15 protein-coding genes are annotated in these 19,992 nt (G+C 39.8%); 2 read left to right on the top strand and 13 right to left on the bottom strand.

Features of this window, described 5'->3' with window-relative positions; translation table 11 throughout:
- Nucleotides 1-172: 172 nt before the first annotated feature.
- The 4 genes from M0Q46_04380 to M0Q46_04395 all read right to left on the bottom strand — a co-directional run bounded on the left by M0Q46_04380 (nucleotide 173) and on the right by M0Q46_04395 (nucleotide 3,311).
- Nucleotides 173-1,111 carry a PorV/PorQ family protein gene (locus M0Q46_04380; GenBank protein ID MCK9582837.1) on the bottom strand — a complete coding sequence of 313 codons (939 nt, stop codon included), beginning with the start codon at nucleotides 1,109-1,111 and terminating at the stop codon, nucleotides 173-175.
- Between the two features lie 138 nt (nucleotides 1,112-1,249).
- Nucleotides 1,250-1,756, bottom strand: coding sequence for a Spy/CpxP family protein refolding chaperone (locus M0Q46_04385; GenBank protein ID MCK9582838.1), 507 nt, complete (start codon nucleotides 1,754-1,756; stop codon nucleotides 1,250-1,252).
- A gap of 107 nt (nucleotides 1,757-1,863) precedes the next feature.
- Nucleotides 1,864-2,811: a WD40 repeat domain-containing protein gene (locus M0Q46_04390; GenBank protein MCK9582839.1), complete on the bottom strand. Its 948-nt coding sequence runs from the start codon at nucleotides 2,809-2,811 to the stop codon at nucleotides 1,864-1,866.
- A gap of 8 nt (nucleotides 2,812-2,819) precedes the next feature.
- Nucleotides 2,820-3,311 (bottom strand): LEA type 2 family protein, encoded by a 492-nt coding sequence (locus tag M0Q46_04395; GenBank protein ID MCK9582840.1) that lies wholly within the window; start codon nucleotides 3,309-3,311, stop codon nucleotides 2,820-2,822.
- A 218-nt stretch (nucleotides 3,312-3,529) separates the two neighbouring features.
- On the opposite strand from M0Q46_04395, the gene M0Q46_04400 reads away from it, so the two are divergent.
- Complete coding sequence (locus M0Q46_04400) at nucleotides 3,530-5,494, top strand: APC family permease (protein MCK9582841.1); 1,965 nt, start codon at nucleotides 3,530-3,532, stop codon at nucleotides 5,492-5,494.
- A gap of 358 nt (nucleotides 5,495-5,852) precedes the next feature.
- Here M0Q46_04400 and M0Q46_04405 read toward each other — a convergent pair whose 3' ends face one another.
- The 9 genes from M0Q46_04405 to M0Q46_04445 all read right to left on the bottom strand — a co-directional run bounded on the left by M0Q46_04405 (nucleotide 5,853) and on the right by M0Q46_04445 (nucleotide 18,988).
- Nucleotides 5,853-7,526: a diphosphate--fructose-6-phosphate 1-phosphotransferase gene (locus tag M0Q46_04405; protein MCK9582842.1), complete on the bottom strand. Its 1,674-nt coding sequence runs from the start codon at nucleotides 7,524-7,526 to the stop codon at nucleotides 5,853-5,855.
- 330 nt (nucleotides 7,527-7,856) lie between these two features.
- A complete protein-coding gene (locus M0Q46_04410) occupies nucleotides 7,857-8,384 on the bottom strand; it encodes an NADH-quinone oxidoreductase subunit B family protein (protein ID MCK9582843.1) in 528 nt (175 codons plus the stop codon).
- Complete coding sequence (locus M0Q46_04415) at nucleotides 8,381-9,964, bottom strand: NADH-quinone oxidoreductase subunit C (protein MCK9582844.1); 1,584 nt, start codon at nucleotides 9,962-9,964, stop codon at nucleotides 8,381-8,383. The genes M0Q46_04410 and M0Q46_04415 overlap by 4 nt, the downstream gene beginning before the upstream one ends.
- Nucleotides 9,965-9,971: 7 nt before the next feature.
- Nucleotides 9,972-11,381 (bottom strand): hydrogenase 4 subunit F, encoded by a 1,410-nt coding sequence (locus M0Q46_04420; GenBank protein ID MCK9582845.1) that lies wholly within the window; start codon nucleotides 11,379-11,381, stop codon nucleotides 9,972-9,974.
- A gap of 40 nt (nucleotides 11,382-11,421) precedes the next feature.
- Nucleotides 11,422-12,048 carry a hypothetical protein gene (locus M0Q46_04425; protein ID MCK9582846.1) on the bottom strand — a complete coding sequence of 209 codons (627 nt, stop codon included), beginning with the start codon at nucleotides 12,046-12,048 and terminating at the stop codon, nucleotides 11,422-11,424.
- 7 nt (nucleotides 12,049-12,055) lie between these two features.
- On the bottom strand, nucleotides 12,056-12,976 hold the full coding sequence (locus M0Q46_04430) for an NADH-quinone oxidoreductase subunit H (GenBank protein MCK9582847.1): 921 nt from the start codon (nucleotides 12,974-12,976) through the stop codon (nucleotides 12,056-12,058).
- Between the two features lie 2 nt (nucleotides 12,977-12,978).
- Complete coding sequence (locus tag M0Q46_04435; protein ID MCK9582848.1) at nucleotides 12,979-14,715, bottom strand: hypothetical protein; 1,737 nt, start codon at nucleotides 14,713-14,715, stop codon at nucleotides 12,979-12,981.
- A gap of 314 nt (nucleotides 14,716-15,029) precedes the next feature.
- Entirely contained in the window at nucleotides 15,030-17,123 is a 2,094-nt protein-coding gene (locus tag M0Q46_04440; protein MCK9582849.1) for a U32 family peptidase, read from the bottom strand.
- A 242-nt stretch (nucleotides 17,124-17,365) separates the two neighbouring features.
- The gene (locus M0Q46_04445; protein MCK9582850.1) at nucleotides 17,366-18,988 is read right to left on the bottom strand and encodes a peptide chain release factor 3; all 1,623 of its coding nucleotides are present in this window, start codon (nucleotides 18,986-18,988) and stop codon (nucleotides 17,366-17,368) included.
- A 269-nt stretch (nucleotides 18,989-19,257) separates the two neighbouring features.
- On the opposite strand from M0Q46_04445, the gene M0Q46_04450 reads away from it, so the two are divergent.
- The gene (locus M0Q46_04450) at nucleotides 19,258-19,848 is read left to right on the top strand and encodes a TetR/AcrR family transcriptional regulator (GenBank protein ID MCK9582851.1); all 591 of its coding nucleotides are present in this window, start codon (nucleotides 19,258-19,260) and stop codon (nucleotides 19,846-19,848) included.
- The last annotated feature ends 144 nt before the right edge of the window (nucleotides 19,849-19,992 follow it).

A 19,992-nucleotide genomic window follows, 5' to 3' on the forward strand; every position in this document is an offset into this window, starting at 1 on the left:
GTATTTTGCAATAGGTTTGAGAACCGAAGCGAAAGAGACGGAGGCATTTTTGACGCAAAAATTGCAGCGAATGGTTATTCCATTCGCAAGGTTTTTGCGAAAGAAAATGTCCCATATCTTTCGATGAATTCCAAATCCTATTGTAAAATCCGGGTTTAATCATAATTTTCTTTTAAAACATAAAATTTGACGAAATACTTAAGCGGTGCGTATCACCTAAATCTCCCATTGGTAAAAAGGTATAGTCAAATGTAAAACCATCGTAAGTAATGCCAAAACCAACACTTATACCACTTATGCCAGAAACATCTTTTGTTGTTGTATTTAAGCCAGCCCGGCAAGCTATGGAAAGCAAATCATCAAAAGAATAACTATATTGTCCACCAACGGCGAGGTTTGGATCCGAGTCAAAAGGAATATTAACATCTGACACTAAAAACCACTCTTGGTCAATTTTATAAGCAATACCAGTTTTTATATTTAGCGGCAGTTGGCTTTCTTCAGATAAAAACTTCATAGATGTACCAACATCTTGCAAAACAAGCCCGGCCGAAATGTTTTCATATTCCACCTTGGCACCAATGTCTGTGGCAAATGCATCAGCTGTATGTTTAATAGTTGATGTTATATATTTTAAGTTTGCCCCAAGAGAAATTTTGGCAAATTCAAATAGTTCTTCTTCAACGCAAATACTTTCCATTTCTCTTGCATAGGATATTGTTAGCGCTGTATCGGATGGAAAAAAGTTAGATGTTTTATTACCAAACTCATCCATACCAATAATTTGGCCATACGAAAAGTACTGCGCGGCAAAACCAAAGCTTCCAATGCCGTCAAAGCTGTGCGCCAAAGAAAACCAATCGTAAGACATATCGCCAAACCAGATTGCATGAGAGAACGCAAAGTGACCATAGCTCATTGCGCTGATACCCGCGGGGTTCCAATAAATTGCGGTTGAATCATTAGCCATGGCACAATAAGCCCCGCCAAGCGAAGCAGCTTTGGCATCTGCCCCCATTTTTAAAAACTGCGCGGTCGCAGTTCCCGCGCTGAAGGCAAGCTCGTGTACAAATGTTACAAGGAGAAGAGCAATTATTATTGTTAGTTTCATGGTATTTTTACACAAATACTATAAATACCTAATACAAATGTTGTCTGATTATAACAAAAGCTTTAACTTAAACAAAACAGAGGGGGCTGGAAAAAAATCCAACCCCCTCTGAAATCTTTAAAACTTACAAATCTATAATTATTTTTTCTGTTCAACCACTGGTTTTTCCTGGGTTTTGACTTTCATTTTTTCAACTGCATTGCGCATATCAGCATCTGAAAGCTCAACAAGTTTAGCTTTCTGTTCTGCGCTTAAAACTGCCACTATCTTATTTGCTTCAGTCATACGCATATCTATTAACTGTTTTGAAACATCTGCAAATTCAGATTGTGCTTTTATCTTTACAGCGATATCGGTGCTTTTGGTTACTAAATTAAGCTCTTCTCTTTTTGACTTAGAATCAGTCATAAAAGCTTGCATAGATTCTCTTGACTGCTTTTGAATTGCTTTTATCTTTTCTTGTTGTTTATCACTCAATCCAATTTCTTTTGAAAAACGAATAGCATTCCTTGTGGACATCTTTGACATAACATCTGTTTTTTTCGCATCCTGATTTACAACATCCGCGCAAATACCGCTACCAATAGCAACAACACTTATAACAAAAACTGCCAAGACCAATTTAACCAAATCTTTATTAAACATAAATTATCTCCTTGTCTTTTTATTTTACTTTTCTACGCTTTTGGCATTTTATTACGATTTTAATGCATTGTCAACAACAGCATTTTTCTATCGTCAAAGTTTCACATCTATCTTATTGACCAAATTTTTACCAAATTGTCGGCACCGCCTGTTGCGATATCTTTGCAATCTGGAGAAAAAACAACAGCTATTGCCGCTCCTTTATGAGCCAAGAGCGTTTGAAAACAATTTAGAGATTTTGTGTCCCATATTTTAACCGTTCCATCCTTTCCGGCCGTTGCTAAGTATGCACCATCTGGAGAAAATGCCACAGAAAAAACACCATCCTGTTTTGTTTCAATCTTATTCTTAAGCACAAAATTTTCAGTTTCCCAAAACTTTACAGTTCCATCAAAACTGCCGCTTGCCATTATGGTGCCATCCGGAGAAAATGCCAAAGACCAAATTTGACTAGTATGTGCCAGGATAATTGTTTTTTGCTGGCAAAGTCCTGTTTGCCAAACCCTTATAGTACCATCTGAACCTGCACCTACAATATACCTGCCGTCCAGCGTGAAACCGGCATCGTTTGTGGTATCGGCAAAGCCGCTAAGGTTCGCTACTATCTCACCTGTGTCAGCATTGTAAACTTTTACACACCTATCCCATCCTGCAGAGCAAATTAACTTATTGTCATTTGAAAAACCGGCAGACTCAAATCTGCCCGCATTGTTAAATATGCTTTGTTTACACAACCAGTCGTCAACAGACCATAGCTTAATTGTCTGGTCATAACCTGCTGAAAGTATTTTTGCGCTATCCGTTGAAAACACCACAGAAGTCACATAGTTTGCATGGCCATTTAAAACCGCAACACAATCAGCCGATGAGCTTGACCAAACCATAAGAGTTTTATCTTCAGAAGCGGATGCCAAATACTTGCCATCTGGCGAAAAAGCCAAAGATACAACCCTGTTTGTATGCCCATTTAACGTACCAACATACTCATAGTTCGCACATAAAACTATGGCATTAAAAACAAAAATCGCAATAAAAATCAAAAATATCTTTTTCATTTTTTCACTTAACCTTCTTTATTTTTATAAACCGCGACAGGAAAATCAAAAGAACCAATCAGTGTTTCAATTTTTACAAAACCTTCAAAGCGATAATCAACCTTCCCATTTTTTACAAGTGACTGCGCTGCACTTGAAATAGCCCAGTAAGGAATTTCAACCTTACCAATTAGTTTTGTTGACTCTGATGGTTTAATGTCAAACTTTGGAAACACTGCTTTTGCTATTTTACTGTTGTTAACATACATATCAAGAGAAAGTGAGTTTGCTCCTGCATCAAATAAGTTTGGGTTTTGAGCTTTCAACTCAACTGCAAGTATAAACCCAGTTAAAGAAATTGAGGCAACCTTTACACTTTCAAGCTCAAACTCACAGTTACGCACGGCAATATGTTTTTGTATTGTCGCACAACCAACAAGAGAAAAAAGCACGACAATAAATAGTGATTTTACAACACTTTTTACATAAAAATTATAGGAATTTACAAATCTTATTCCCATATTAAGCCGTTAAATCTTATTTCTGTTGTCTTTGAATTTATATCGTTTATAATTAGTCCTCGTTCAAATAACATTTGCAATCTGAATGCGATTGTACAAAATAGAAAGAATTTTACAAAATATATTTTTAACAGAAAAAGAGGCAAAAATGCTATAATGCGCCAATCATGGATAACGGTGACAGTAAAAACAAAGGCCCATTTAGCCTGATTGGACGTATGTTTAGCTTTATAATTGGCAAAGCCCATAATCCCTACGACCCCAAAATATTCCACAACATAGCTTTAGTCGCATTTTTGGCATGGGTTGGCTTTGGCTCTGACGGTATTACATCATCTTGCTACGGACCGCAAGAAGCATTTTTCGCACTTGGAGCACACACACATTTAAGCATTTTTGTGGCTCTGGCAACCGCTATTACCATTTTCTTAATAAGTGCAAGTTACTCGCAGGTTATTGAAGCCTTCCCCTACGGCGGCGGCGGTTACTTAGTTGCAAGCAAACTACTTTCCCCAAATACCGGAATGATTTCCGGCTGCGCGCTTATTATTGATTATGTACTAACAATAACCGTGTCGGTCGCAAGCGGCGCGGATGCAATTTTTAGTTTTTTACCGCAAAGTTTTCATATTTACAAACTTGAGTTTGCAATGCTTGCCCTAATTTGCCTGATAATTTTTAACCTACGCGGCGCAAAAGAATCGGTTAAACCACTTATTCCTATATTTCTTGTTTTTATTGCAACTCATGTTTTTGTAATCATATACTCCCTAATCTCAAACGCGAATGCTTTTCCCGCGCTTTATGAAACTACTAAAACCGATGTTGCCACATCTTATTCGCAGATAGGCCTTTTTGGGATATTTTTTATTATTATGCGCGCATATAGTATGGGTGCAGGTACTTTTACAGGCATTGAGGCCGTAAGCAATGGTATGCCACTTATTAGGGAACCAAAAGTTAAGAACGCTAAAAAAGCAATGGTTTATATGTCACTTTCACTTGCTTTTATGGTTGTTGGGCTTATGCTTACATACCTGTTTTATAATGTTCAGCCAGAATTTGGCAAAACCTACAATGCCATTGCTTTTGAACATTTAACGGCAAGCTGGGGTGCAGGCGGGAAGCTATTTGTACTGATAACACTTTTTTCAGAAGCCGCACTGCTCTTTGTTGCCGCGCAAACCGGCTTTTTGGGTGGCCCAAGGGTGCTTGCTAACATGGCACTTGACCGCTGGTTTCCCACCCGTTTTACCGCGCTTAGCGACAGGTTTGTAAACAAAAACGGCGTGCTTATTATGGGAATTGCGGCTCTTGCAATTATGCTTCTTGCCCAGGGTTCTGTTAAATTTTTAGTGGTGCTTTATAGTATAAATGTTTTTATTACATTTACGCTTACGCAATTAGGAATGGTTAAGCATTGGTGGATAGAAAGAAAAAAACAGCCGCGTTGGAAAAAGAAAATATTAATTAACGGGCTTGGGCTTTTGCTTACCTCAACTATTCTCATTGTAATGCTTATAATCAAATTTTACGATGGCGGTTGGATTACACTTTTGGTAACCGGCGCTCTTGTGATTTTTGCTTTTACTATAAAAACTCATTACTTTAAAACCGCGAAACTTTTACACCGGCTAAACACACTCATTACTGCCGCAAACATAAACTCAATAACAGACAAAAATGATGATGGGCTTATAGAAAACCCTAAAAGCGAATTTGACCCTAACGCAAAAACAGCAATTTTGCTTGTTAACGGTTATAACGGGCTTGGCTTGCACACACTTTTTGGCGTTATACGACTTTTTGATAACAGCTTTAAAAACTTTATTTTTGTTCAGGTTGGTATAATAAATTCCGGAAACTACAAAGGCGCGCAAGAAGTTGATAATTTGGAAATAAAGATAAAAGAAGACATTAACCACTATGTAAACTACATTCGCAAAAGCGGCCGCCATGCCGATGGTATAGCTTTGATTGGCACAGATGTATTAGACGAAATTGAACAACTTGCCCCAAGAATTATGGAGAAATTTCCAAACGCGGTTTTCTTTGGCGGTCAGTTAGTTTTCCCTGAAGATACATTTATTACCCGCTGGCTGCATAACTACACGGTTTTTGCCTTACAGAGAAAGTTCTACTCAAAAGGCATACCTTTCATACTTCTTCCTATTAGAGTTTAGCTTAAATTCAATTAGGGTTTACTGCTAACATCCCAGTCAGAAAAATCCGTTATTCCAGCTTTCACATATACATGTCATTGCCCAGTTTGAGCAAGCAATCTAATCATATATTTAGTTTAAGTTGCGGGTCTTTCCTGCCCCTGCCCGCCAAAAGTTAATAGTTTTAAAAACAAAAATGTCTTGCGTAAATTTACGCAAGACATTTTTTATTATTAATAAAGGTTAATTCTTTTTGGCAATTAATACAAATTCGTTATACTTAAAAAACTTTCCAACAAACTTAATAAACGAAAATGAAATGAATCTCCACCCAGTCCCGCCTTAGCGGGAGGCGAAATTATCAAGTTAAAAGATCTTTTTATTTCTTTATAAGTTCGTAAACCAAAGTTTTGGTAGTTAAATCTGTCACTTGCTTCGGGCCAAAGTATTGTATTGGGCCAGGGAACAAATAACTTTCTGTATTTGCCCAAACCTGGCGCATTTTTTCAAACGCCTTAAATGGTTTGTCATTTAAATCTACCAGTGCTTTTTGAATAACTGGTTTTTCTTTGCCTTTCCTGCGTTCAATGTTCATCATCATTGTTAATGGCACACCACCGCACTCCCAGTTTTCAGGATTTCTAAGCAGCTTTTTTACAGATGATATATAGCCGGTAAATGAGTTTAACGCAAGCACCGCGGCCGTATATCCAAGAGCATAAGTGTAATTTGCATCAAAGTTTGATGGAGCACCGCAACGGCCTTCGTATCCAAAAAAATGCGTGATAGCGCCAAATTTACCTTTGTATTGCCCATCAATTTTCATTTTAGAAAGTTTTGATTTCACCATATCTACAAGAAGCTTTTCAGTTTCTATTTGAGAAACCTGCACATTACCATGCGGGTCGCGGTCAAGCATAAGCTGAAACGCAATCGCACTTGGCAACGACCGCATAAGAGCGGCGAGCTTTGATGGCAATTTATCGCAAACAAGCTGTTTTTTGGCTTCAAGTCCATTAATAACTAAAAGTTCAGCTTCATTTTCCGCTAAAACATCGTTAAGCGTACCTATAAGTTCTTTCATTTCAGGTATAAACTCAATTAAACCTTCTGGCACCAAAATTACACCAAAGTTTTTACCTGTGCCAGCACGAACTGCAACTATGGAGCAAATTGAGTCAACAACTTGAGCAAGTGTTAACTTTCTCTCAAGCACTTCTTCGCCAATTAGCACAATGTTTGGTTGTGTTTTAAAACCAACTTCTAAAGTAATGTGAGAAGCACTTCTGCCCATAAGTCGCACAAAATGCCAGTATTTTTGGGCCGAGTTTACATCACGGCATATATTGCCGACTACTTCTGAGTAAATTTTTGTCGCGGTGTCAAAACCAAACGATGTTTCTATATGCTCGTTTTTAAGGTCGCCATCTATTGTTTTTGGCACGCCGATAACACTTACGGGCGCATTTTGGTTCTTAAAATATTCGGCAAGTAGAGCGGCATTTGTGTTTGAATCATCGCCGCCGACAACCACCAAAGCATTGAATTTATTATCCACCAATTTTTTTTTGGTAAGGGCAAATTGTTCAGGCGTTTCTATTTTTGTACGCCCCGACTGTATAATGTCAAAACCACCCGTGTTGCGGTACTTATCCATTAACTGAGCGGTTATTTCTTTGCATTTATTTTCCAATATTCCGGAAGGCCCGCCCAGAAAGCCAATAAGTTTATTTTTAGGATTGGTTTTTTTTAGCGCATCAAAAAGCCCGGCAATAACATTATGCCCGCCTGGTGCCTGCCCGCCAGAAAGAACAACACCAACCTTAAGGGGTTTTTTTGCTATGGCGCTGTTTTTGCCTTTAACAAAAGAAACAACTGGCAAACCATAAGTATTACCAAATAGTTTTTTAACGTTTTCCTGATTGGAAATGCTCTGTGTTGGTTTGCCCGTTTTAGCAACAAGTGCCGCGGGGCCACTTTTTAGTATTATTGGCAAAACTGGTTTAAATTTTGACCTTTCAACTTGTAATTCAGACAAATTCTTCTGTTGCATATCTGCTCCCCTTTATTTTATAAATCATAATAGTCTGTCACGAAACTCTTTTTCCGTCCAGGATTGCAAAGTTCAAAATATTTTTGCCCTCAACCACATCCAACGATACTTTTACATCACCCTCACCTGCCCTTCGGGCTTCCTCTCCCCTCGAGGGAGAGGATTGAGGTGAGGGGGCATTTTGCGACCGGCCAATAAACCATAAATGTGCGTTAATCCGTGACTATTATACAATTTTTTTTGTTTTCGCACAGCAACTTTGTGCGCTCAAGTGCCTGTAAAACATTAGCATACTGGAGGATTATTTATTTGCTTGTAGCAAAAAAAACTCTATTTACCGGCTTTCATATAGCTCAATAAAGCCGCGATAATTTCCGCCGGTTTCGGCGGGCAGCCGGGAATATGCAACAATACCGGCAGTATTTTATTTATCCCGCCCAGAGTGTAATACGAACCCTTGAACGCTCCACCGTCTAAAGCACAATCACCGAGGGTTATCACCATTTTGGGTCCGGGCATAGCGTCATATGTTTTTTTAAGAGCAATTTTCATATTCTTTGACAACGGCCCGGTCACAAGAAGCGCGTCAGCATGCCTTGGCGAAGCTACAAAATCTATTGCAAACCTTTGAATGTCGTAGATCGGGTTGGTGGCCGCGATTATCTCGGACTCGCAACCGAAGCATGAGCCGGTATCAACTTCGCGGATATGTAAAGACCTGGAAAATTTTTTTATGATAAGTTGTTTCAGTTCGTTTCCCGGCCCTTCAATTTCAAGCGCACCTGCGGAAATTGTTTTAAAACACGATGAGTTGATGGTAACAAGCCCTTTCTTAAGTCTGTTTTTAAATATTTTCATAGGTCGTTCCCTGAATATGAAAGATTGAAACTTTTATTTATCAGCGGAAAATCAGGTATTATATTCCCGGGAAGCGCATAGGCAAGGCCTTGCCAATTATTAAATGAAGAATCAACTATCTTGCATCTTTCAATTATTCCTTCGGAATTTAGCCTTACCCAGTAAATCACGGGGCCTCTCCATCCTTCCACATACCCGAGAGCGAAACTCTGTTTTATTTCGGTTATTTCCACCCTGTAAGCATCTCCCTCTTTAAGCATAGCGGCGAATTGTTTTACCAAATTTGCCGATTCTTCAAACTCTTTTATCCTGATACTAAGGCGGGCAAGGACATCGCCAGAAACCTCTTTAGCGATATTGAATTTTACTTTGCGGTATACTCCAGAAAAATCCTTGCGGAGGTCTAGATCTATTCCTGAAGCTCTGGCAGCGAGCCCCGAAACCCCGAGATCTTCGGCGACTTTTCTTCCGAGAACACCGGTAGAATCAACCCTGTCCATGAACGAAGCATTGGACAAAAGCATTTCTTTAAGCTCTTTGAAATCTTTCATCACTTCATCCATGCAGCCGGAGACAAATATTGAATCTGCTCCGGAAATGTCTTTGGAAACCCCTCCGGGAACACAGGCGGATCTCAAATACCTGCTACCTGTAAGTTTTTCGTTAACTGTTAAAAGATATTCTTTCATTACCGAAGCGTAAGCGTGGGGAAAACTGTATGCCGCGTCAAGCGCCATGGTACCTATATCTATAATGTGATTATGCATTCTTTCAAGTTCAAGGAAAATGGCGCGCGATAATTCGGCATTCTCTGGGATTATTGTGCCGCATATCTTTTCTGCGGCATTGCACAGCGCAAGGCTGTGAGCGAAAGATGAATCGCCGGTCACGCATTCGGCAAGGCGTACTGCTTCATGTATATTTTTCCCTTCCATCAATTTTTCTACGCCCCTGTGAGTAAACCCGAGCCTTATTTCAAGGTTTATAACGGGTTCTCCTGCAACGCTGAACCTGAAATGCCCAGGCCCGATTATACCTGCGTGTACAGGGCCCACAGGTACTTCAAAAACACCCGAGCCCTCTATTTTTTTGAACTTATAGATCCCGCGTTCACCTTGGCAATCTGAATTTGAATTAAAGTTTTTTCTTAACGGGTAGGCGCCGCGGGGCCAAACTTCATCATGAAGCCTGAGTCGTCTGGTATCGGGATTGCCTACGGGTATAATACCAAACATTTCAAGAATTTCTTTTTCAAATAAGTTCGCGGAAAATATCTCTTTGGCTAACGAAGGAAATTCAGGCGCGGATCTTGCGACCGGCAACCTGACAAACATCCATTTGCCACGCACGGCATCTTCAAAACCGCAATAAAGACGGAAATTCTCCGCGTCTTCGCGGTCATCATCAGCAAAAAATATTTTCACAGGCGAGCCAAGTTCCGCATGAAGCGCAAGGCAGGCTTTAAGAAAATCTTCCTTCCGCGCGTCAAGGTATATAACCCCGTCTTTTTCTTCCGGAACACCGATAAATTTAAATGAACATTTCTGTTCTATTTCTTTTAATCTTATATGAAAGTTCATTTTAGTTTCACCATAATATCGCCGCCGCCGAGTTAAGTATATTTGTAAAGAAAGGCGGCATTGCAACACCGAAGACAACCATTATTAAAACAAGAAAAATAAGACCGGCTTTTACCCCCCGGCTTTCCTTTGCCACCGGAACAGACTCGGGTTTTACGCCGAAAACAACTTTTGAAATATAATAAATAATTGAACCAAAAACCACTGCAAGAGCAACAAGCAGTATAGATGTAGCAGTATAGTTCCCGCGTGAAAAACCAGATATGATAATCATTATTTCACTTATGAAAATTGAAAAAGGCGGAGTACCGGCGATAGCAAAAGCAACTATCATTACAAGCGTGCCCGTAAAAGGCAGCGCCCGGACGACACCACTTATTTTTCTCATATTGTTCGTACCGAATCTTTTTACAATGCTCCCCGCGCAAAAAAACATCGCGGCTTTCGTTACAGCATGGTTGAAAATATGGAACAATGCGCCTACGCAACCGAGCGGTCCGCCAAATCCAAACCCAAGGGCGATAATACCGATATGTTCAATGCTTGAATATGCAAGAAGCCTTTTTATGTCTTTTTGAACAAGCACAAAACCCGCCGCTATGATAAGCGAAACAACGCCAAACCCAATAAGAAGCCCGGCCGTAAATGACGGTTGAACGCTTTTGTTGACTATCAACGCAAAACGCAGTATCACGAAAATAGATGTTTTAATTAGCACGCCGGAAAGCATAGCGCTTATAGGGGCAGGTGCCTGGCTGTGCGCGTCGGGCAGCCATGTGTGCATAGGGGCAAAACCTGCTTTTGTGCCGTATCCAACAATAATGAACAAAAATGCTATTTTTATTATTTTAGGGTCAAAAGTCGCCGCCGCGAGCATCATATCCGTCCAATTAAGGCTACTGACATCGCGAGTGCTTGAAGCGTAATAGAAAAGAATAGTGCCAAAAAGAGCGAATGCCAGCCCTACGAAGCATATTATTATGTACTTCCATGCGGCTTCAACTGATTTTTTTGTGTTGTAGAAACCCACAAGAAAAGCCGATGTAAGAGTTGTCATTTCCACCGCTACCCACATAAAACCCAAGTTATTGAAGATAGTAACACAATACATTGTAAATGTAAAAAGGTTAAACAGGGTATAATACAATCTAGATTTTTTTTCGGATATTTCTCCATCTTCAAGGTCCTTTTGAATGTAGGAGACCGAATAAAGTGACGAGGCAAAGTTTACAACCGATATTGTAAGTATAAAAAAACCACTCAAAGCATCGGCATATATAAAACCAAAAAACGACTGTGAGTGCGCGGCAAGTTCACCGGCAAGAAGAAACGCCATTATAAGCCCGGCAAAGCTGCCCATAGCGTTTATTAAACCTATAGTTTTCTGTTTTTTTATAAATAGCGGTACCACAGACATCAACAACGGTATCGCTAATAATACAAATAGTTCCAAATAGTTACCCTTTCAGCGTGTTTAGTTTACTTAAATTTATATGAGTAAACAGGCTGTTTATCCTATATACGAAAATGCCCAGTATCAATACACAGATGAAAACATCAAAGAATATGGCTATTTCAAAGAAGAACGGCATGTTCCCACATAATGCCACCGCCGCGAGAAATATACCGTTTTCCATCACAAGGAGCCCAACAACCTGTGCAATCGCCTTAAGCCTGAAGACCATAATGAACAGGCCTGTAAGCATTATTGAAAGCGAGACCGCAAGCGCGCTTGCGTCTGCTATGGAGGTTAAACCCATAATCTTTCTTGCAAATATCCATCCCAAATAAGCGAGTATCACAGCGCATACTATTGAAAGCATAGGGTTTATCACGAGACCTAAATGTTCTCCCGCTTTGGTTCTTGTGGCTACATTTTTGAGCATTTTGGGGATAAATACAGCTTTTAGTGTTAATATAAGAAATGCTATCGCATACAAACCAGCCAATCCTGTAGTCACTGCTTCCGAAAAAACAATTACCGCAAGAAACAATGATTGCACGGCAAAAGAATTCACGAGCGGCGTAATTCTTTTTGAAAGCACCATTATGAAAGTCATTAATACAATTAACACCATTATCATATTCATTTTAAAACCCCAGTATGGCAATTATGAAAGTTATCGCTGAAAGCAGAAAACCGAAAAGCAGGAAATCTACAGACCTGAAAAGCCGCATTTTTGCGATTGAAACTTCAAGCAAAGCGACACATGTTCCGACAATAAGAATTTTCAAACAGTAAAACGCAAAACCTGACAAAGGTGCAAAAGGCAGTAAAACATTAGAGACAGCTGGCGGCAAGACAGCATTAACGGCAATTGTCATGAACAATATCTGTTTTATGTGCGCGGCCATATCAATAAGCGCAAGCGAAGGCCCTGAGTATTCAAGCACCATTGCTTCGTGTATCATCGTAAGCTCAAGATGCGTCTCCTGATTATCAATTGGCAACCGGGAAGTTTCGGCAAGCAACACTATGAAAAAAGCTACAGCAGCGACAATTGCTGAAGGCCTTACGAAACTGACAAGGCTTAGAGACGCCATGTTCGTGGTTCCCCCGGCAACTGAAACCGCAAAAATGGCAAGTATCGCCGCCGGCTCAACAAAACTGGATATGAACATCTCTCTTGACGACCCCATGCCCCCAAACGAGCTTCCCGTGTCAAGCCCCGCAAGAGCAAGAAAGAACCGCCCGAGTGCAAGTAGAAATATCACCGCGAGAAAATCGCCCGCGGCCCAAAACGATATTTGAGGCATAAATGCAGGTACAAGCGCAAGAGCCGCCACACTTGAGCTTAAGACAACGTAAGGCGCGATACGGAATATACATGAACTGTTGACCGATATTACTTCGTCTTTAGAGAAAAGCTTTGCGATATTATAATAAGGCTGAAATATACCCGGCCCGACTCGCAGGCGTAAATTATTCTTTATCTTGCGGATAATGCCGCTTAAAAGAGGCGCGATGATTATAAGCACGGATAATTGCAAAGCCGCGTTAAACAGTTTCATATTTATTTACCATAAAAAAACATAAGAACCAGTATTGCCAAAAATATATACGCTATATATAGGTGTATACTCCCGGCTTGAAGTCTTTTTAAGTACCGCGCTGCGCGAAGAGTAATTTCCAATCCCAGTTTGTAAAAATATTTCTTAAAAACATATGTGTTATAAAGCTCGTACCTGAAAGACTTTATGTGGTACTGAGACTCCTTAATCTTTTCTGTTTTTGTATAGGGTTTAAGAAAAAAACTGAACGCTATCCTAAACGGCTTGGAAAATGCCGTGGCCGTATATTCCGTTCTTGAATCAAGTTTGTAATAACCGCAATCCCATGTTAAGCCCGTAGATACTTTTCTCTTGCGCGCAAAGACATAGACAAGAGCGACTGTTATGCCTACGGTTACGACAAGCATCAACAGTATCAGAACCGGTGAAATACCAATTAATCCGTTTGATGATGGTAAAGTTGTAAATTCCTTCAGCGAGAAAACTGGCGGCCAAATGCCGGTTTGGTTTGGTCCCGTGGCAGTAACCGCAATATTTGAAATAATTTTCAGGATAAACGGCGCAGCAAGGCCAAGAACCAGTGTCAGTATCGCCAAGAACGCCATGGATATTTTCATTGAAAATGGCGCTTCTTTAGCTTCCTGTGCGTTCTTGCTTCTTGGCATGGCAAGAAAAGTTATACCGAAAGCTTTAACAAAACACGCCGCGGCAAGCCCTCCGGTAAGAGCAAGAACGGAGGCATATATCCCCATCATTATTCTCGCTCCTGCTGTCGGGCAATTTAGTGCCCCTGCGAAAAAGGACTGAAATACAAGCCATTCGCTGACAAAACCGTTAAACGGAGGTATCGCGGAAATCGCAAGCGCCCCAAAAAGAAAAAATGCCGCCGTCCATGGCATGAATTTTATAAGCCCACCCATTTTTTCCATATCGCGCAATCCCGTCGCTTTGTAAACGCTCCCAGCACAAAGGAACAACAACGACTTAAAAACCGCGTGGTTAATAAGATGATAAAGTCCCGCGCTAAGAGCAAGGACGGCAAGCACGGGCATATTTAGTTTTATAAACACCATCGCGGCCCCTACGCCGAAAAGAATGATACCTATATTTTCTACGCTGTGATAAGCTAAGAGTTTTTTAATATCGTGCTCCATAAGAGCGTATATTACGCCCACAAGACACGAAATAGCCGCAATTAACAGTACAATATTGCCCCACCATAATGAATTGACCCCCAGCACAAAGAAGACAAACCTTACGAGTCCATAAATAGCTATCTTTATCATTACTCCGGACATTACGCTGGAAATATGGCTCGGTGCCTGTGGATGAGCATAAGGAAGCCACAGGTGAAGCGGCACAACACCCGCTTTTGTGCCAAATCCTATAAGAAGGAAAGCGAATATAAGATTTTTTTCACTGGAAGTCATAAGTGCGGCGGCATTTTTGATAGCAGAGAACTCGAAACTGCCTGAGTGCTTATACATTAATATGAAGGCAGCGATTATAAACGCGGTTCCTATATGCGTCATAATAATGTATAGTGCACCCGCATTAACCGATTGTTTTTTTCCCGTGTCAAAAACAACCAGAAAATAGGAGACAAGCGACATTATTTCCCAGAACACCAAGAAAACGAATGCGTTCGCGGTAGTTACAACAGCGGCCATAGAAAACACAAAAGCCGCAAAAAGAAACCAGCCGTAAGTTATCTTTTTTGCGGTATATTCGTTTTTCATGTATCCCACTGCGTACACAGCGGAAGGTAGTGATATCAGGAAAATAACGAAAAGAAAAAACAGGGAAAAAGGATCCAATAAAAGCGAATACTGGGGGTTAAGATAATTCATTTATTTTCATTCTTTTTGATACGATTGTTTAACAGAAGCGGATATATCTGTGGTTCATTCTGCGGATATTCTCTTTCTTCTTTTGATTATTGCCGTTGGATCGCCTTCGTGAGTCAGAATATCAAATGCTTTGCTTTTGAATTATATATTATTTTTAAAATAATTCCCAGCGTGCAACTTAACTATTGTAAAATCCAGGTTCATCACATAACACCGCGTTTTATATTAAAACGCATGGTATCTGGCATATTTTCTTGAGTTTTATAGGCATTAAAAAGCTCATCTAAAAACTTTTTGTTTGGTGCAATATATGTAAGGTCAACTCCGAAATTATTTATTCCGCATTCAATTAACTTTCTTTGAGCGTTTAAAAAACTAATTGGTTTTTTCGGTATTAACAAAGCAAGCCCTGATTCATAAATGGGCAATAATTCTACTATGGTTTTACTTTCCATTTCTTGCGAAGCGTTATAAGAACTGATAACTTCTTGCCCTATGTTTTCTTTTTCTAACATACGCGAACGCACTATAGGGGCGTGACCGTAAATATAAACAACTGTGTTTTTGCCAAGCCCGGGGGCACACATTTTTCTGATATTTAAAAAATCATCTTCCCAAGACGCGGTTATGTTTTTAACACCAACTGTTGATAAAAATGCCGCTGTATAAGCGTTCCATGTATATAAAAATTGCCCTGCGCTAAGAGTGCACTCACTAACTTTGAAGAACCCAAAATGAGAAACATTATTTAACACCCACGAAGTTACACCTAATGCAACTAACGCATCTATCTTTTCCTTAAACACCGGGATATCCCGCTGGGCAATAAATGGCGGCAACTCAAAAGTTATGTTTGAAAGAAATTTACCCGGTATTTTTTCACACCCATGTAGGTTTTCTTTTGTAAGGTAAAAAGCATGTTTCAAATTTTTATTTGCCGCAGGCAAAATATCAAACCACTCTAAATTTGCAAAGCGCACCCAAAGTGTTTGCTCTTTAGCTGTCTCAGCGATGGCCGCCTTATTTTCTTTCCAAACATTTGAAATTAGCGAAGTATATTTTTGCGATATCTCGGAATCTTTAATTTTTCCCCCAGTGTTTTTTTGCGCATAGCTTGCGTATAAACCATTAATTTCTTTTTCTAGATCTTTTTGGTCGCACATAACATCAATCGTTTTGTAAACAGGGTTGCCTACACTAAACTCAGCCGTATCTCTAAACTCAAAAGTATAACGCAAACCATCTTGTGTGAATTCTTTAACCGAGAAAGCAATTGTTGTGTCTTTTTGCGGGTTTGCAACTCTAAGTCGGTCGCCTGCGTTTATTAAGCATTTTTCGCTATCGACTTTAATTTCCAAACCATTTTGTGAAATATTATTTATTTTACCAATTAAATTCCCCATACACTGTGCATCTTTTGGTGCGAATATATTCGTATCGCGGCCGGAAAATAGGCATGTTGTTTTCTCCCTTGCCGTATCTTCCAACAAAATGCTTTTTGCCTCTTTTAGGGCATCTTCAAAACCACTTTTAGGAGCATCAATTAGTATGCGGTATGCCTTAACTGTTTTATAAACATACTCGCTGCTTCTCATACGGCCTTCAATTTTCAATGATGAAATGCCAATTTCTTTTAGTTTGCCAATGTAACTTGCAAGTTCCAAATCCTTGGGTGAAAATAGGTAACCGGTTTGCGTGCCGCTTTTCCACAAACGGCGGCACGGTTGGGTACAGCGCCCCCGGTTTGCGCTTAAACCGCCAATAAAACTTGAGAATAAACACTGCCCCGATATGCAAAAACAAAGCGCTCCGTGCACAAAAACTTCAAGCTCTACGGTTGAATTTTTGGCAATGAGTTTTAACTCTGAAAACGATAATTCACGCGCCAAAACAACTCTTTTAAACCCATGCCCTGCAAGAAAATCCACCCCCATGCTATTATGCACGGCCATTTGGGTGCTGGCATGCATATTAATTTGCGGGAAGTAGTTTTTAATTATGCTTGCAACGCCAAGGTCCTGCACAATAAAACCATCTGGCATAAGCGGCTCAATGCGGGCGATACTTTTTACAACCTCTGCTATCTCTTCGTGCTTAATTAATGTGTTTAAAGCAATATAAACTTTTACCCCTTTTTCTTTGGCGAAGGCAAGCATCACACTCAAATCATACACGCTAAGGCTGGATGCCGACATACGGGCATTAAAACCAGGCATACCAACATAAAGAGCGTTGGCGCCGGCGCGAATTGCGCTAACAAATGCTTCTTTTGAACCAACAGGTGCTAAAAGTTCCATAGTTTTTAAAGAATATCCTTAAATAATATTTGATGTGTAATTATAGCTGTCCAAATTAACTAAATTTCACCCTCACCTTTCATCCTCTCCCCTCGAGGGTAAGTCTTTGGGCCGAGCTCACCGAGCAAGGAAGAGGAAAGAGGAGAGGGGCGGTTCATTTCAAATCTTTAATCGAATATTTCGTTGAAACATGCTGTCTAATTTAGACACATATAATGAGTAATAAACCAAGGGTACGGACATTAATCTGTATCTGTAAGGGCATCTTTAAATTCGGAGGTTGTATGGAAAATTACATCCGAATACTTTTCAATGTAGTGGTTAAGCATCCACTCCGACTCGGCAAAAAATACAATATTCCCGTTTTTGTCATTACCAATACGGTCCGACTTATAATCACAAAATTCTTCAAGCTGTTTTGGGTTTGTTGACGAAAGCCAAAGCGCTTTATAATAATTTAACGGCTCAAAACGACAAGCAGCACCATACTCATTTTCAAGGCGGTATAAAATAACATCAAATTGCAGCTGCCCAACGGTGCCAACTATTTTTTTTCGGCCGTGGTTCATTGTAAAAAGCTGGGCAACACCTTCATCGGTAAGCTGTTTAATACCTTTTTCTAACTGTTTTGCTTTTGTTGAAGTGTTTATAAGTTCTTTAAATATTTCAGGCGAGAAACTTGGTATTCCCTTGAAGGAAAGGGCTTCGCCATCGGTTAGCGTGTCGCCTATTTTAAAGTTGCCTCTATCGTAAAGCCCTATTACATCGCCGGCAAATGCCGTATCAATAATGTCTTTTTTCTGACCCATAAAACTTGCGGGGCTTGTAAAACGCAGTTTTGTTTTTAACCGTGTGTGGTTATAAAACTTGCCGCGTTCAAACTTGCCCGAACAAACCCTGAAAAATGCAATTCTGTCACGGTGGCGCAGGTCTAAATTGGCATGAATTTTAAAAACAAAACCGCTAAAGTTTTTTTCTAATGGGTTTACAACACGCTGTTCTGCGACTCTTTGAATGGGAGTTGGGGCAATAGCAACAAATGTATCTAAAAGCTCTTTTACGCCAAAATTATTTAACGCACTGCCAAAAAAAACTGGCGCCAAATTACCGTCAAGATAACTTGCTTTATCAAATTCACCATAAACGCCGTGCAAAAGTGCGGCATCTTCACGCAAGTCATTTGCAAGGACTGAGCCAATTCGTTCGTCAAGCAATGGGCTTTTAAGCTCTGTTTCAAGCACATCTTCTTGCTCGGCCATCGTGCGGTTTGATTTAAAAAGAAAAAGCTTTTTGTTGTGCAAATTATACACACCCTTAAAGCTTGAGCCGCGGCTTATAGGCCAAGTTAACGGGCAAACCTTTATGTTTAGCTTTTTCTCAAGCTCATCAAGCAGGTCAATTGGGTTATTGCCTTCGCGGTCAAGTTTATTTACAAAAATAATTACAGGCGTGTTGCGCATACGGCAAACATTCATAAGCTTTTCTGTTTGCTCCTCAACGCCTTTCACGCTATCAACAACTAAAATAACACTGTCAACGGCGGTAAGCGTTCTGTAAGTGTCTTCGGCAAAATCCTTATGACCGGGGGTGTCAAGCAGGTTAATTTTGCAGTTATTATATTCAAAACTCATAACCGCGGATGCAACCGAAATACCGCGCTGGCGTTCAATTTCCATAAAGTCGGAAGTTGTGGACTTTTTTATTTTGTTGGATTTTACCGCCCCTGCGCTAACAATTGCGCCAGCAAAAAGCAAAAACTTTTCAGTTAGAGTGGTTTTACCTGCATCGGGATGGCTGATAATTGCAAAAGTTCTTCTTTTTTCTATTTCGGTTTGCAGCTGCGGCACTACATCAACAATTTCCATAAACTTCCTTTATAAAAATACTTTTTAAAATTTACTAATACACTTTAAGCTTTCTATATTTTGTTATTATAACATAAATTATGAATTGACTGTCTGATATGGACAAGAACAACATAAAATTCCCGATATCACAAAAAAATCAAATTGTATTTTGCAATAGTGATTGACTAAGTATGGTTAATATACTATTATGACTGACCGGTCAGTCATAATGATTCATAAATAGTTAAGACAATTTGGAAACAGGGAACGAAGAAGGAGGTATTTCTATGTCATCAGCTGTCGTTAAGAAAGAAAAAACACGCAAAAACATTATTAATGCAGCTATCAAGGTGCTCAGTAATAAAGAATACCACGAATGTCTCATTGACATGATTGCAAAAACCGCAGATATAGGGAAAGGTACCATTTATCTGTATTTTAAAAGCAAGCAGGAACTTTATTATTCAATCCTGTTTGAACTGGTAACTACAGCGAAAGAAATAGCCAAAACTGCTATGAAAAGCAGTAACCATCCATCCGAACAGGTACGAATACTTCTTGAAAAAATGAACCAGTTCACAGATTCACATAGTAACGCATTTATAATAGCTAAGGCAGAAGCCGGAAACCTTAAAGGGAAAATACAGTTGATGTATACAGAAATGTATGGCGGACTATTGAAACAGATAGGAAAAATATTTGAAAACGGAGTTAACAGAAAAATGTTTAAGAAATATCCGCCGGTTTTAATGGGAGCGCTTGTTATGACATCAATGTTAACCATATCAAAATATAAACAGATTAACAGGCCTGGAGCACGCACTGTTACCACAGACATGATAGCAGATATATTTATGAATGGAATAAATTTGAAATAACCTTATAATGTCTTTACACAACTTAGGAAAGGGTTCAGCGAACGAAGTGAGCGACGACGAAACGGGAAAACCATAGGTTTTCCCTTGTAGAGCGGTTTGGCGAAATCATATTAGCCAAACCAAGTATGAACGAAGTGAATACTA

It is taken from the genome of Endomicrobiales bacterium, assembly GCA_023228045.1.
Taxonomy (GTDB): Bacteria; Elusimicrobiota; Endomicrobiia; order Endomicrobiales; family JALOBY01; genus JALOBY01.

Bases quoted from the DNA above. Each gene is read 5' to 3' on its own strand.
- M0Q46_04420 (MCK9582845.1), bottom strand. From the start codon at position 11,381: ATGTCTGTGGTACCGCTATTTATAAAAAAACAGAAAACTATAGGTTTA.
- M0Q46_04440 (MCK9582849.1), bottom strand. From the start codon at position 17,123: ATGGAACTTTTAGCACCTGTTGGTTCAAAAGAAGCATTTGTTAGCGCA.
- M0Q46_04410 (MCK9582843.1), bottom strand. From the start codon at position 8,384: ATGAAAATATTTAAAAACAGACTTAAGAAAGGGCTTGTTACCATCAAC.
- M0Q46_04415 (MCK9582844.1), bottom strand. From the start codon at position 9,964: ATGAACTTTCATATAAGATTAAAAGAAATAGAACAGAAATGTTCATTT.
- M0Q46_04385 (MCK9582838.1), bottom strand. From the start codon at position 1,756: ATGTTTAATAAAGATTTGGTTAAATTGGTCTTGGCAGTTTTTGTTATA.
- M0Q46_04445 (MCK9582850.1), bottom strand. From the start codon at position 18,988: ATGGAAATTGTTGATGTAGTGCCGCAGCTGCAAACCGAAATAGAAAAA.
- M0Q46_04400 (MCK9582841.1), top strand. From the start codon at position 3,530: ATGTTTAGCTTTATAATTGGCAAAGCCCATAATCCCTACGACCCCAAA.
- M0Q46_04395 (MCK9582840.1), bottom strand. From the start codon at position 3,311: ATGGGAATAAGATTTGTAAATTCCTATAATTTTTATGTAAAAAGTGTT.
- M0Q46_04425 (MCK9582846.1), bottom strand. From the start codon at position 12,048: ATGATAATGGTGTTAATTGTATTAATGACTTTCATAATGGTGCTTTCA.
- M0Q46_04435 (MCK9582848.1), bottom strand. From the start codon at position 14,715: ATGAAAAACGAATATACCGCAAAAAAGATAACTTACGGCTGGTTTCTT.
- M0Q46_04405 (MCK9582842.1), bottom strand. From the start codon at position 7,526: ATGCAACAGAAGAATTTGTCTGAATTACAAGTTGAAAGGTCAAAATTT.
- M0Q46_04450 (MCK9582851.1), top strand. From the start codon at position 19,258: ATGTCATCAGCTGTCGTTAAGAAAGAAAAAACACGCAAAAACATTATT.
- M0Q46_04380 (MCK9582837.1), bottom strand. From the start codon at position 1,111: ATGAAACTAACAATAATAATTGCTCTTCTCCTTGTAACATTTGTACAC.
- M0Q46_04430 (MCK9582847.1), bottom strand. From the start codon at position 12,976: ATGAAACTGTTTAACGCGGCTTTGCAATTATCCGTGCTTATAATCATC.
- M0Q46_04390 (MCK9582839.1), bottom strand. From the start codon at position 2,811: ATGAAAAAGATATTTTTGATTTTTATTGCGATTTTTGTTTTTAATGCC.